Consider the following 13,529-nt stretch of genomic DNA (forward strand, 5'->3'; position numbering starts at 1 on the left):
CTTGGGTCACGACGGAGGGTCGGCGACGCTCCATGTCGGCATGCCCATAGAGTGGACGCGAGACGCTGTTCCGGCAAGTGGCCCACATAGGCAGTTCGGGATACGCCGCAGCACTTATTTTCTTGATAGCGCTCTGAGTCGTTCCCTCTCGGTCAGCCCGTCTGTTCTGACGCTGGCGATGGTCGCGTGATTCTTCTGCTCTGGCGGCAAAATCGGATCACCGGGAAATCGGTAATCGCTAAAGCCTTGCAAGACCTTTTGGTCGATCACGCTGCTGCCAGAGCTTTGCTGCAGCGAGATCACTGGCACTAACGAGCCGGGGGTGTACATCAGCTCCAGGAGCACTGGTTTGCGCTCGGGGGTCGCCAGTTTTTCTTGCGCCAGACGTTCCTCGATCTCTTGCATCTCCTCTCTGACGCCGGACTGCACCTGACGGACGTAAATCTTGTTGTACTGCTGTTGTTGCTCGGTCGTCATTGCCACGCCTTTGGCGCGCAGGCGTTGGAGGTTGTCCCAGGCGTTGGCTTTGAAGTAGAGCTTCAGTGCAGCTTGAAGATCCTGCGGGCCACCTCTGCCGTTTTCCAGGAAATCGGCAACTTTGAGTTCCATTTCGGTATTGCCGGGTTCGGCGATGGAACGCTGATAAAAATCCCGTGCCGCCACCAGATCCACCGGCCCGCCGACACCCGCAGCAGCCATGTCGCCAAGTCGGCTATAGACATTCGGCGCTCTTCGGGCCACCGACTCATAGATATCCTTGGCCTTGTCGATGTCCTGCGGCACGCCACGGCCCTGTTCGTACATCTCGCCGAGAATCACTTTGCAATTGGCGTTCTGGGTACTGAGATAGCGAATTTCAGCGACCTGCTGTTCACTCATCGACGCTTGTTTGAAGTAGTTGGCGCAACGGAAAGAGGGAAATTCCTGATCCGCAACTTGAAGATGGTCAAGGGATTTGCAGCCTGTGATGAGGGCGGTGAGCGCCAGTAGAGCAACAACCTTGTTCATGAACGGCATCCGTTGAAATCGTGGAGATTTCATCGGCAGGCCGGCGCAAAACCTGAAGCCCGAGCACTCGAACACACAATAAAAACCTGTGGGAGCGAGCCTGCTCGCGATGGCGTCTATTCAGTCAATACCCATGCGACTGGTCTACCGCCATCGCGAGCAGGCTCACTCCTACAGGGGGGATCAAGGTTATTCCGTGCGGCCCGGCAACATCCGCAGCAGCGTGTTATCCCGCACCCAATAGTGGTGAAACAGCCCCGCCGCCGCGTGCAAACCGATCAGCCAGTAGCCGGTGCTGCCCAGCGTTTCATGCCAGTACTTGAGCTGTTTGGCGAAGTCCGAGTCGATCGCCACCGGTGCCGGGACGTGGAAGCCGAAGTACGGAAACGGTTTGTCGGCGGCAGCGAGCATCAGCCAGGCGAGGATCGGCGTGGCGATCATCAGCACGTACAGCGCCAGGTGCATCAGGTGCGAGATGCCGGTCTGCCAGGCTGGCGGCTTCGGAGTGATCGGCGGACGCGGGGTCAGGCGGCCGAGCAGGCGCACCCAGACCAGGACGAAGATGCTCGTGCCGAACAGGCCGTGGAACCCCATCAACAGGCCGCGCGCTTCGCTGCCCTTGGGCATGAAGCCCTTGATTTCGACACAGGCATAGACGCCGACGAACAGTGCCAGCATCAGCCAGTGCAGGGTGATTGAGAGTTTTCCATAACGGGTGACGGCGGTGTCGCGAGTCATAACGTGCCTCGTGATTGTCGTGAGCGACGGTCTCAACGCAATTGCAGGGCGAACCGATTGCACCACCCTGCCCTCGCAGCCTCAAGACCCCCAGCAGATTGCCCGTTCATTATCCGCACTTCACCTGCAAATTTTGTGAAAAAAAAGCCTCTGATATATCACTCAACCATTGCCTCAGTGGTGCAGCAACGCAGCGGCGGATGAGACCACCAGCAACACAGCCAGAATCCGGTTCAGCCACTGCAACTGCGCCGGGTTACTCAGCCAGCGCGCCGCCCCACGCCCCAACAACGCCCAGACACCCAGGCACGGCAACGACACCAGAAAGAACGCCAGGCACAGCGCATTCAGCCCCTGCCCTTGCGCGGTAAACACGCTGATCACGGCAATCGCCATAAACCACGATTTGGGGTTCACCCACTGCAAGAAGGCTGCGCCGATCAAACCCAGTTCAGATCTTGCTTCCCCCGCTTCGGGGTCGATGGCGGTCACGGGAGCATTGAAGATCTGCCACGCCAGCCACAGCATCCAGCACATTCCCAGTGCACTGATCAGCGGGCGCACACCGGGCAGCATCAGCGTACTGGCGCCAGCGCCGGCCACCCAAACCAATGACGCAGCGCCCGCCCCCGCGCCGAGAATGATCGGCAGACACGGACGCCAGCCGCGTCGGGCGCTGGTGCTGAGGACAATCAGGTTGGTCGGCCCCGGGGTGATCGAGGCAACGAAGGCAAAGAGGATGAACGCAAGCATGGCACGGCCCTGTAGAAAGTCAGGGCCTACTGTGATGGTTGAGCAGCGTGGTGGTCTTGAAGGTTTGTTCAGCGTCGAAACGTGCCAATGGCGCGTTGCTGATAGGCGCCCGGCGTGATGCCGTAGGCACGCACGAACCAGCGGCCGAGATGGCTTTGATCGGCGAATCCGAGTCGGCCGGCGACTTCCACTGGCTGCATGCCGGCGGCGAGCATCTGCCGACCACGGCTCAGACGCAGCTGGATCAGCCACGCGTGCGGCGCCAGACCGTAGGCTGCCTTGAACGCGCGGGTCAGGCGAAAGCGGTCGGTGCCGCAGACCTCGGCCAGGGTTTGCAGGCTGATGTCTTGCTCGTGATAGGCCATCAGGTAGTCACGGGCCTGGCGGGCGATCAAGGGCGCGCGGTTGGCAGCGCTCGGTTGTGGTCGGCGATACAGATGAATCGCCAGTCGTTCGAGCAAGGCGTCCAGCGCCACGTCGCGCACCATGCGCACGTCCTGCTGATGCAGCGCATTGAACGCAAACAAGGTGGCCCGGGCCAGTTCGGGATCATCGTTGAGCACACTGCCGATCCCCGGCAAGCCGCTGCCATAACTGCCCAGATGCAAACCGTCCAGCGCCTGCTCCAGCCACGCCGGTTGCAGGTACAGCATGCGATAGGTGAAGCCGTCCGGGCTGGGCGCATCACCGTCATGGATGTCGCCGGGTTCCAGCATGAAAACCTTGCCCGGTGTGCTGTCATGCCGCGCCCGACGGCTGTTGAAGCGCTGCACGCCTTGCTCGGTGAAGCCGATCAAATACGTTTCATGCCAGTGCGGATCGTAGGCGTGCGCGTGCCCGGCGAAATGCGCGTGCAGGGTTTCGATGCCGGTTTCCCGGTCGCGGGCAAGGTCGATCCAGTTGCTCATGGTTTGAATACGGTGATGGGCTGGGGCCAGTAATCCACAAATGGCGGGTTGAGGCTAGAAGGTTTGTGCAAAGTTGTTGAGCGACCAGTTACCCCCGGTGGGAGCGGGCTTGCTCGCGAAGGCGTAGTGTCAGTCGATACCTATGTCACAGACATACCGCTTTCGCGAGCAAGCCCGCTCCCACAGGGGGATTTTTGTGGGGTGGGACTATCCGCGTAACAGGCCCTGCTCCGACTCGCAGAGGCCGACGACATAATCCCAGACCACCCGCAGCCGCACCGACTTGTGCAACTCGCGCCGGGTGCTGATCCAGTAGCTGCGCTCGATGCTTTCATCCGGCAACAACGGCAGCAGATCCGGGTCGGATGCGGCCATGTAGCAAGGCAGCACGGCAATGCCCAATCCCGAGCGCGCCGCTTCCTGCTGGGCGATGACGCTGGTGCTATAGAACACCACGCGCGGGCTGCGGCAGAAGCTGTTGAGGAACATCAGCTCCTGACTGAACAGCAGATCATCGACATAACCGATCCACGCATGCCGACCGAGATCTTCGCGGCTGCGCAACGGTGGTGCGTTGTCGAGGTAGCGTTGGCTGGCGTAGAGCGCCAACCGATAGTCGGTGAGCTTGCGCGTGACCAGCATGTCGGCCGCCGGGCGCTCCAGATGAATGCTGATTTCCGCCTCGCGGTTGAGGATGCTGACGAAGCGCGGCACGGCGACCAGTTCCACTTCCAGCCCCGGATAGCGCTCGAACAGGCCAATCATGCGGCTGGCAAGAAACTTGATGCCCAGCCCTTCGGTGACGCCGACGCGGATCTTGCCCAGCGGCGCGGTGGACTGGGTGATTTCTTCCTGCGCCAGCAGCGCGACGTTTTCCATGGCTTCGGCGTGCTTGAGCAGCGCCTCGCCTGCCGGCGTCATCTCGTAGCCTTGGGCGTGCTGGACGAACAGCGCGGTGCCGAGGCTCTTTTCGATGGCCTCGATGTGCCGGGCCACCGTGGCGTGAGTGGTGTTCAAGCGCCGAGCAGCAGTGAGCAGGCGACCGCTGCGTTGCAACTCCAGAAAGAACCGCAGGTCGTTCCAGTCGAACATGGGGTGTCCTTGTCAGCTATCGTCATTCCAGGCTGTTTGAAAACGCACAGCGGCTGCGCAAAAACTAACATTCTTTTAACGAAAGCTAACAACTAGAGTGTCCGACAATAAAAACAAAAAGCGAGGTCAGGGAATGCAGACTTCCCTTGAAGAATACGACTACATCGTGGTCGGCGCCGGCCCTGCCGGGTGCCTGCTGGCCAATCGGCTGTCGGCGGATAAACAGCAGCGGGTGTTGCTGCTCGAAGCCGGCGGACGCGACAACTACGCATGGATTCACATCCCCGTGGGTTACCTGTTCTGCATCGGCAACCCGCGCACCGACTGGTGCTTCAAGACCGAAGCGCAACCCGGCCTGCAAGGCCGCAGCCTGAGCTACCCACGCGGCAAAGTGCTCGGTGGCTGCTCTTCGATCAACGGCATGATCTACATGCGCGGCCAGGCTGGCGACTATGACGGCTGGGCGGCCGAGGGCAATCCGGGCTGGGCCTGGAACGACGTGCTGCCACTATTTAAAAAAAGCGAAAACCACTTCGCCGGCGCCGCTGAATTTCACGGCGCCAAGGGTGAATGGCGGGTCGAGCAACAGCGCCTGTCATGGCCGATTCTCGACGCATTTCGCAGCGCCGCCGAGCAGAGCGGCATCGCCAGCATCGACGACTTCAATCAGGGCGACAATGAGGGTTGCGGCTACTTTCAGGTCAACCAGAAGGCCGGGGTGCGCTGGAACGCGGCCAAGGCTTTTCTCAAACCGGTTCGCGACCGCGCCAATCTGACCATATTGACCGGGGTCGAGGTGGATCGGGTGCTGCTGGAAAACGGCCGCGCGTCGAAGGTCAGCGCGCGTCACGAAGGGGACACGAAAAGCTTCAAGGCGCGCAAGGAGATCATCCTCTGTGCTGGCGCCGTCGGTTCGCCGAGCATTCTGCAGCGCTCGGGTATCGGCCCGCGCCCGTTGCTGGAACGCCTTGGCATCGGGGTGATTCATGAGTTGCCGGGGGTCGGCGGCAACCTGCAGGATCACCTGCAACTGCGCCTGATCTACAAACTGCAAAACGCCCGCACCCTGAATCAGATCGCCGGCAGCGTGTGGGGCAAGATGGGCATGGGCCTGCGTTATCTGTATGACCGCAGCGGGCCGCTGTCGATGGCGCCGAGTCAACTCGGGGCGTTTGCCCGCTCCGGGCCGGAACAGACCTCCGCCAACCTCGAATACCACGTGCAGCCGCTGTCGCTGGAGCGTTTTGGTGAGCCGCTGCACAGCTTCCCTGCATTCACCGCGTCGGTGTGCGACCTGCGTCCGCAGAGCCGTGGCCGCATCGACATCCGTTCGGCGGATCCACAGCAGGCGCCGCTGATTCAACCGAATTACCTCAGCCATCCCGAAGATTTGCGCGTGGCTGCCGACGCGATCCGCCTGACCCGCCGCATCGTCAGCGCCCCGGCCCTGCAAGCGTTCAACCCGGTGGAGTACCTGCCCGGCGACAGCCTGCAAAGCGAGGAGCAACTGCACGAAGCGGCGGCGCGCATCGGCACGACGATTTTCCATCCGGTCGGTACCTGCCGCATGGGCAATGACGCTGACGCGGTGGTCGATGCGCAACTGCGCGTGCATGGCGTGCCCGGCCTGCGTATCGCCGACGCGTCGATCATGCCGCGCATCACCTCGGGCAACACTTGTTCGCCTACGCTGATGATTGCCGAGAAGGCGGCGCAGTTGATCCTCAATCCATCGACAAGGACCTGCACAGCAACCCCTGAACTGGCCCAAACCCTGTAGAAGCTGCCGCAGGCTGCGATCTTTTGCCTTTGGCTTTTTCAGACCAAAAGCAGGATCAAAAGATCGCAGCCTGCGGCAGCTCCTACATGATCGTTCTCTGTGGGAGTGAGCCTGCTCGCGATGACGGAATAACATGCGACATCTGCGTTGGCTGATACACCGCCATCGCGAGCAGGCTCACTCCTACAGGAACTGCGTCAATTCAAGACTCAACCGGACACGCAACACCAGTGGAACAACAAAAACAATCACTGTGAGGGATACCGATATGTCAGAACACGCTCAGCCGCTGGACGCCGCGAGCGGCGCCGGCACCAGCAATGCCACGCAGAAAGTCATCTTCGCCTCGTCTCTGGGGACGGTGTTCGAGTGGTATGACTTTTTCCTCTACGGCGCCCTCGCGGCGGTGATCAGCAAGCAGTTTTTCGCTGGAGTCAACGACACCACCGCGTTCATCTTCGCGCTGATGGCCTTCGCCGCCGGGTTTATCGTGCGGCCGTTCGGGGCGCTGGTGTTCGGTCGGTTGGGGGACATGATCGGGCGCAAATACACCTTTCTCGCGACCATCATCCTGATGGGTATCGCCACGTTCTGCGTCGGCCTGTTGCCAACCTACACCAGCATCGGCATCGCCGCGCCGATCATTCTGGTGGTGCTGCGCATGCTCCAGGGCCTGGCGCTGGGCGGTGAGTACGGCGGCGCCGCAACCTACGTGGCGGAACACGCGCCGATCGGCAAACGCGGTTTCCACACCAGCTGGATTCAATCCACCGCGACCCTCGGCCTGCTGCTGTCGCTGCTGGTGGTGTTGGGGTGCCGTTACTTCACGGGCGATCAGTTTGAAATCTGGGGCTGGCGCATTCCGTTCCTGCTGTCTATCGTGCTGCTGGGCATTTCCACCTGGATCCGCCTGAGCCTGCACGAGTCGCCGGCGTATCTGAAAATGAAGGAGGAAGGCAAGGCATCGAAAGCACCGATCCGCGAATCCTTCGGCAAATGGGAAAACCTCAAAGTGGTGCTGATCGCGCTGTTCAGCATCAACGCCGGGCAAGCGGTGACCTTCTACGCCGCGCAATTCTACGTGCTGTTCTTCCTCACGCAGTTCCTGAAAATGGACCCGGCAGTGGCCAACACTCTGCTGATCATCAGCGTGGTGATCGGTGCGCCGTTCTTCATCATTTTCGGCTGGCTCTCGGACAAGGTCGGACGCAAACCGGTGCTGATGCTCGGCCTGCTGCTGGCGACGGCGCTGTACTTCCCGATTTTCAAATCCCTGGCGCACTACGCCAACCCGGCAATCGATCAAGCCAGCCGTCAGGCGCCGATCACCGTGCTGGCCGATCCGGCCACCTGCACCTTCCAGTTCGACCCGGTGGGCAAGGCCAAATTCGACAGCCCGTGCGACAAGGTCAAGACCTTCCTGGTCAAGCAAGGCCTGCCCTACTCCAGCGCCGCCGCCCCGGCCGGCAGCGGCGTGCAGGTCAGCGTCGGTGACGTGAAGATCGACGGCTACGACGAATCCGCCCTGCGCGGCGCGGTCACCCTCGCCGGCTACCCGCAACAGGCTGACCTGCAACAGATCAACAAACCGATGATCGTGGCGCTGATCGTCGCGCTGATCATCATCTCGGCCATGTGCTACGGCCCGCTGGCAGCGCTGATGGTCGAACTGTTCCCGACCCGCATCCGCTACACCTCGATGTCCCTGCCGTATCACATCGGCAACGGCTGGTTTGGTGGATTCCTGCCCACCGTGTCGTTCGCGCTGGTGGTGTACACCGGGGATATTTTCTATGGGTTGTGGTACCCGGTGCTGATCACCGGGGTGAGTCTGGTGGTGGGGATGATTTGTTTGCGTGAGACGAAGAATATCGATCTGGACAAGAACTGAATCTGAACCTGCACACATGATCCTTTGGTGAAAAAAACCTGTGGCGAGGGGATTTATCCCCGATGGGGTGCGCAGCGCCCCCCCCGTGAAAAATGGGACTACTACGTAGTCCATCGGGGATAAATCCCCTCGCCACAATTAAATCTCTTCATCCAGGAACTAAGCCCCAGCCTTGATCACTTCAAACTTCACCTGATCGGGATAAAACGCCACATAGTTCTTGATCTGCTCCACCGAGATTTTCGGCTTCTCGTACGTCCACACCGCGTTCGCCCCCTCATGCCCCGGCACTTGCAGGCTGAAGTAATTGGCATCGCCCTTGTACGGGCAATAACTGGTGTGGTCGGTGCGGGCGAAGTATTTCTCGTCAATGTCCTCGCGCGGGACGTAATACACCGGCGGGTAGTTGGCCTCATGGAGGACCAGCACATGCGAGGACGCCGCGACCTGGATGCCATGGAATTTCACCAACAGGCAACCGGGGAGTTCTTCGAGGGTGATGACGGGGTTGAGGCCGGTGGTGCTCATGGGGTTTCTCCTGAATACGGCGCAGAGACCGGTTCAGGTATAGCCCATTGGTTCAGGCCGGGGTGATTTTGCAGCCGAACGGCCAAGGCCCCTCACCCCAGCCCTCTCCCGGAGGGAGAAGGAGCCTGCCGGGGTGTCTTTCGTTCTACACCGACCTGAAAGTGCTTTATCGATTGTGGATTCAGCGAAGTGCTATCAGGTCGGTGCACGTTTTCAGCATCCCCCGATCGGTCCCCTCTCCCTCCGGGAGAGGGTTAGGGTGAGGGCTGCTCTTCTGGCATCAAACCACAATATCAGTCGCCACCGCCTGCCCCACCACACCTACGGCAAAGTCCACCTCACCCTGCCCCGTCAGATCGACCAGCAGCCCGGTCTGACCGTTCTGCGCGTAGTACGTCAGAATCGCATCGCCTGCATGACCGGTGAAATTGCTGACAAAATTCAGCGAAGCCGCACCCGTGGCAAACGCAGCGATGCCCGAGAGGTCGATCTTGTCCACGCCACTTTTGAAATCCATGATCCAGTCCGGCTGGTTGTTGGTCGAGTCACTGGCCGCACCGAACACAAAGGTGTCTGCACCCTCACCGCCCCACAACGTATCACCGCCGCCACCACCGTAGAGAATGTCGTTGCCGGCACCACCATTCAGAATGTTGACCGCCGAATTGCCGATCAGCAGGTCATTGCCTGAACCACCCCGAGCGTTTTCGATGGTCACACCATAGGCAATGGATACGTTACCGACCAGACCGCCAACGTCGGAGAACGAACCTTCATTGAGGTTGATCTTCTGGTTCTGGGTGAAGCCGGAGAAGTTCAGGGTGTCAATGCCGCCACCGTCCCACACCGAGAACACCAGCTTCGACGCCGCTGACGTGGCGCTGTAGAAATCACGCCCGGCGTTGGAGTCGAAACCGTAGGTGGTGTCACCGGCGCGCGTTTCATAGTTGGCGCCGTAGAGTTTCTGCACCGCCACGATGTCGTCCAGCAACGGCGCGGAGGCATAGGCGCCGCTGCCGTCCTTGCTGAAGTTCTGATCGGTATTGGCTTCGCTCCAGTAGCTCATCAGGCTGTAGCCACGGGTGTCTTCGGCGTACTTGGCGTCGTTGTAGGTCGGACTGCCATTACCGGCGTTGTAGGCACCCGGATGCGACAGACCGAGGGTGTGACCGATTTCGTGGGTCAGGGTCTGGCGCCCGTAGTTGTTGGTGTCCGGGGTCTTGTTGACCTGATATTGATTGTTGATCAGGTACCACGACTGGCCATCGTAGCTACCGCCGCTCGGCAGGTAGGCGAACGCCGCGCCGCCGGTGCTGACGTCGTAGTTGCCGAAAGTCATGTGGCCGTCGCCGCCATTGCCTTCGGTGAAAGTCACCTTGGCCACGTCGGCCCAGGATTGCATGGCTAGCACGGCTTGAGCCTTTTGCTGCGCGCTGAACTGGCTGAAGTTGCCGAGGTTGGGGTTGTAGTTCGCCGGTTTCTCGGTGAGGAAGGTGTAGGTCAGGGAGATTTTGCCGTCACCGTTCTTGTCGTGCCACGACAGGTTTTTGCGCAGGATTTCGTCGGCTGCCTGGTCGGCGGTGAACGACGGTTTGCCGTTCACCAGGCCGACGCCACGGTCATACAAGTGGCTGAAGGCGTTCACTTGGTCATAGGCGCTGCTGGTTTTCGCGGTGGCTTGAGCCATGATGGGACTTCCTTGTTTCAGAGTAGTCAGTGCGTTCGGACCGTGGCGATCTTCTGGCGAGATCGTCCTGTCACTCGCGTTTCTTAAAGGCCCGACGAACCTGCCATGCGCGGCAAGCACGGCGCCATTCGATTTCTCGATAGCCGTCCTCGACGTCCCGGTAATACCGGTCACTCCCGGCAACGCTTTTATCTGTATATCCATACAGATAAAAGTTGCTCCGGGCGCCAACTGCAGCCATTCTGTGCACCTCCAGTAAACTGATCGACGACGGTGGTTATGCGGCTGTACCTCTGTGAAAAACCTTCCCAGGCCAAAGACATTGCGGCCGTGCTCGGCGCCAAGCGTCGGGGCGACGGCTGCTGGCTGGGGACGGACGTCACGGTGACCTGGTGCATCGGCCACCTGCTGGAAACCGCGCCACCGGATGCCTACGACGCGCGCTACAAGCGCTGGGTGCTGGCGGATCTGCCGATCATTCCCGACAAGTGGAAAATGACTGTGAAGCCGCGCACCGCCAGCCAGTACAAAGCGGTCAAGCGCCTGCTCGGCGAGGCCAGCGAGCTGATCATCGCCACCGACGCCGACCGTGAGGGTGAGATGATCGCCCGGGAACTGGTCGAACACTGTCGCTATCGCGGGCCGATCCGTCGCCTGTGGCTGTCGGCGCTGGATGAGGCGTCGATCCGCAAGGCCCTGGCCGCGCTGAAGCCGGGGGCGGAAACCTTCAGCCTGTACCACTCGGCACTGGGACGCTCGCGGGCCGACTGGCTGATCGGCATGAACATGAGTCGCCTGTTTACGTTATTGGGCCGTCAGTCCGGCTATCAGGGTGTGCTGCCCGTCGGCCGGGTGCAGACGCCGACACTGCGGCTGGTGGTGGATCGCGACCGCAGCATCGCCGATTTCGTGCCGGTGCCGTATTGGGCGATCGAGGTGCAACTGCTGCACGACGGCACGCCGTTCACCGCGCAATGGCGCGCGCCCAATGACGTTTGCGACGATCAGGACCGCTGCCTGAATCAGGCACTGGCGCAACAAGCCGCGGCTGCGATCAGCAGTGCCGCCAGCGCGCGGGTGGTGAAGCTGCGCACCGAGCGCATGCGTGAAGTGGCGCCACTGCCGTTCGACCTCGGTACCCTGCAGGAAGTCTGTTCGAAGAAACTCGGTCTCGGCGCCCAGGAAACCCTCGACATCGCCCAGGCCCTCTACGAAACCTACAAAGTCATCACCTACCCGCGCAGCGATTGCGGATTCCTGCCACTGAGCCAGCACAGCGAAGCGCCAGGGATACTCACAGCACTGCGTCAGGCCGACCCGAGCCTGGAAGCGCTCAACGGCTACCTTGACCCACAGCGCCGCTCACGGGCGTGGAACGACGCCAAGGTCAGCGCCCACCACGGCATCATCCCCACCGCAGCGGCAAAAAATCTCGAGCGTTTGAGCGGCAAGCACCGGGCGGTCTATACCCTGATTCGCGCCCGCTACCTGGCGCAGTTTCTGCCCAACCACGAATACGACCGCACCCAAGCCGATTTCGATTGCGCCGGTGAAGCCTTGCGCGCCGTCGGCAAACAGATCATCGAGCCGGGCTGGAAGCGTGCCTTGCCCGAAGCGCTGGCGCCGGCCAAGGGTCGTGAAGCACCGGCACCGCAAACCCTGCCGGCGCTCAGCCAGGGTATCGATTGCGCCGTGGCCGGCGTGAACCTCAAGGATCTCTGGACCCAGCCGCCCAAGCCGTACACTGAGGGCGATCTGATCAAGGCGATGAAGAACGTCGCCAAACTGGTGGAAGATCCGCTGCTCAAACAGAAACTCAAGGACACCACCGGCATCGGCACCGAAGCGACCCGCGCCTCGATCATTCAGGGTCTGCTGGATCGAGGTTATCTGGTGAAGAACGGCAAGGCGCTGGCCGCAACTGCGGCAGCCTTCAGCCTGATCGACGCCGTGCCCCGGGCGATTGCCGACCCCGGCACCACGGCCATCTGGGAACAGGCGCTGGACATGGTGCAGAGCGGCGAGATGAGTCTGGAAGAGTTCGTCACCAAGCAGGCGGCGTGGATGAGCAAGCAGGTTACCCGCTGTTCTGCGCTGAGCCTGACCATCAGCGGCCCGCCGCCTGCCGGCAAGGCTGCGGCGCCATGGAAGAAAAAACGTAAATCGACCCGCAGTAAAACTGCCGGGCCAACTGTGGCGAGGGGATTTATCCCCGATGGACTGCGCAGCAGTCCCCTGGTTTAAGGAAAAGCTGGGGCTGCTTCGCAGCCATCGGGGATAAATCCCCTCACCACAAGGTGTGAGTCGACAATACTGAAGCAACAATCTTCAGGAGCATTGCGCGATGCCCACCATCGAACTGCACCCCGCCCACCGCGACGAACTGCAAACCATCGAAAACCTCATGCAGTTCTACATGTACGACTTCAGCCAATGGCTACCACTCAAACTCGATGAGCACGGCTTCTTCAGCATTCAGCAAAAAGACGATTACTGGCGCAATCCGGCCACCCAACCGTTCCTGATCCGCGTCGACGGTGAACTGGCCGGTTTCGTGACCGTGGATGACGACACGCACATCGACGGCGCCGAACACAACATCGGCTACTTTTTCCTCGCCCGACGCTTTCGTGGCCAAGGCGTCGCGCAGTTTGTCGTCTCTGCCCTCTTGAGCCGGCTGCCCGGTCAATGGCAGATTTTCCATATCGACGCCAACCTGCCTGCACTACGCTTCTGGGCCAGGCTGATTCCGCATTTGAGCGGTGGCGAGTTCACTCGCCAGCAGCGCTCGGTAGACGGCTACCCCTGCACCTTTTACGTCCTGCACGCCCCCGCCTCCGTTGCCTGAACGGAACTTTTCTCATTCCAAAACAGCTTTGTCCGACAATATGTAGTGAGCAAAAATAATCACTACAAAACCGTTGACGGCACCGTTTTGCTTTTGCATGATGAAGACGTTCCCCGATCGGGAACATCGGTAACACGCTTGAGCAAGCTCGTCTGACCGCCGAGTTGTTTTTTCCGGATACACGCTGCCCACAAGGCAGATTGAAGAAGCTGACCTGGCCTGAACGTCCAGTACAAGGACGAGAAGCGCTGGCGAAAATTCTCAAGACGCTTGTGGTCGACGCTGAAAACGTCGTC

The 13,529-nt window shown here is 60.7% G+C and carries 11 protein-coding genes; 4 read left to right on the forward strand and 7 right to left on the reverse strand.

Going from position 1 to position 13,529, the window contains the following annotated elements:
• Positions 1 to 114: 114 nt before the first annotated feature.
• The 5 genes from ACIOUG_RS02895 to ACIOUG_RS02915 form a co-directional block, all read right to left on the reverse strand.
• On the reverse strand, positions 115 to 1,008 hold the full coding sequence (locus tag ACIOUG_RS02895) for a tetratricopeptide repeat protein (protein ID WP_401062350.1): 894 nt from the start codon (positions 1,006 to 1,008) through the stop codon (positions 115 to 117).
• Positions 1,009 to 1,197: 189 nt separating this feature from the next.
• Complete coding sequence (locus ACIOUG_RS02900) at positions 1,198 to 1,746, reverse strand: cytochrome b (RefSeq protein ID WP_401062352.1); 549 nt, start codon at positions 1,744 to 1,746, stop codon at positions 1,198 to 1,200.
• A 174-nt stretch (positions 1,747 to 1,920) separates the two neighbouring features.
• Entirely contained in the window at positions 1,921 to 2,499 is a 579-nt protein-coding gene (locus ACIOUG_RS02905) for a LysE family translocator (protein WP_262142598.1), read from the reverse strand.
• 68 nt (positions 2,500 to 2,567) lie between these two features.
• A complete protein-coding gene (locus ACIOUG_RS02910) occupies positions 2,568 to 3,407 on the reverse strand; it encodes an AraC family ligand binding domain-containing protein (protein WP_401062354.1) in 840 nt (279 codons plus the stop codon).
• A 207-nt stretch (positions 3,408 to 3,614) separates the two neighbouring features.
• A complete protein-coding gene (locus ACIOUG_RS02915) occupies positions 3,615 to 4,499 on the reverse strand; it encodes a LysR family transcriptional regulator (protein ID WP_401062355.1) in 885 nt (294 codons plus the stop codon).
• Between the two features lie 133 nt (positions 4,500 to 4,632).
• On the opposite strand from ACIOUG_RS02915, the gene ACIOUG_RS02920 reads away from it, so the two are divergent.
• On the forward strand, positions 4,633 to 6,279 hold the full coding sequence (locus tag ACIOUG_RS02920) for a GMC family oxidoreductase (protein ID WP_401062356.1): 1,647 nt from the start codon (positions 4,633 to 4,635) through the stop codon (positions 6,277 to 6,279).
• Between the two features lie 268 nt (positions 6,280 to 6,547).
• Positions 6,548 to 8,170, forward strand: a complete 1,623-nt coding sequence (locus ACIOUG_RS02925; protein ID WP_401062358.1) for an MFS transporter — start codon at positions 6,548 to 6,550, stop codon at positions 8,168 to 8,170.
• Positions 8,171 to 8,329: 159 nt separating this feature from the next.
• Here ACIOUG_RS02925 and ACIOUG_RS02930 read toward each other — a convergent pair whose 3' ends face one another.
• Both ACIOUG_RS02930 and ACIOUG_RS02935 read right to left on the reverse strand, forming a co-directional pair.
• Positions 8,330 to 8,698: a DUF427 domain-containing protein gene (locus tag ACIOUG_RS02930; protein ID WP_401062360.1), complete on the reverse strand. Its 369-nt coding sequence runs from the start codon at positions 8,696 to 8,698 to the stop codon at positions 8,330 to 8,332.
• Between the two features lie 280 nt (positions 8,699 to 8,978).
• On the reverse strand, positions 8,979 to 10,385 hold the full coding sequence (locus ACIOUG_RS02935; RefSeq protein WP_401062362.1) for a serralysin family metalloprotease: 1,407 nt from the start codon (positions 10,383 to 10,385) through the stop codon (positions 8,979 to 8,981).
• Positions 10,386 to 10,664: 279 nt separating this feature from the next.
• Between ACIOUG_RS02935 and ACIOUG_RS02940 the strand changes: the two genes are divergently transcribed.
• Both ACIOUG_RS02940 and ACIOUG_RS02945 read left to right on the forward strand, forming a co-directional pair.
• Positions 10,665 to 12,629 carry a DNA topoisomerase III gene (locus tag ACIOUG_RS02940; RefSeq protein ID WP_401062364.1) on the forward strand — a complete coding sequence of 655 codons (1,965 nt, stop codon included), beginning with the start codon at positions 10,665 to 10,667 and terminating at the stop codon, positions 12,627 to 12,629.
• Positions 12,630 to 12,729: 100 nt separating this feature from the next.
• On the forward strand, positions 12,730 to 13,233 hold the full coding sequence (locus ACIOUG_RS02945; protein WP_401062366.1) for a GNAT family N-acetyltransferase: 504 nt from the start codon (positions 12,730 to 12,732) through the stop codon (positions 13,231 to 13,233).
• Positions 13,234 to 13,529 lie beyond the last annotated feature (296 nt).

The organism is Pseudomonas sp. NPDC087803 (assembly GCF_044742995.1).
Lineage (GTDB): Bacteria > Pseudomonadota > Gammaproteobacteria > Pseudomonadales > Pseudomonadaceae > Aquipseudomonas.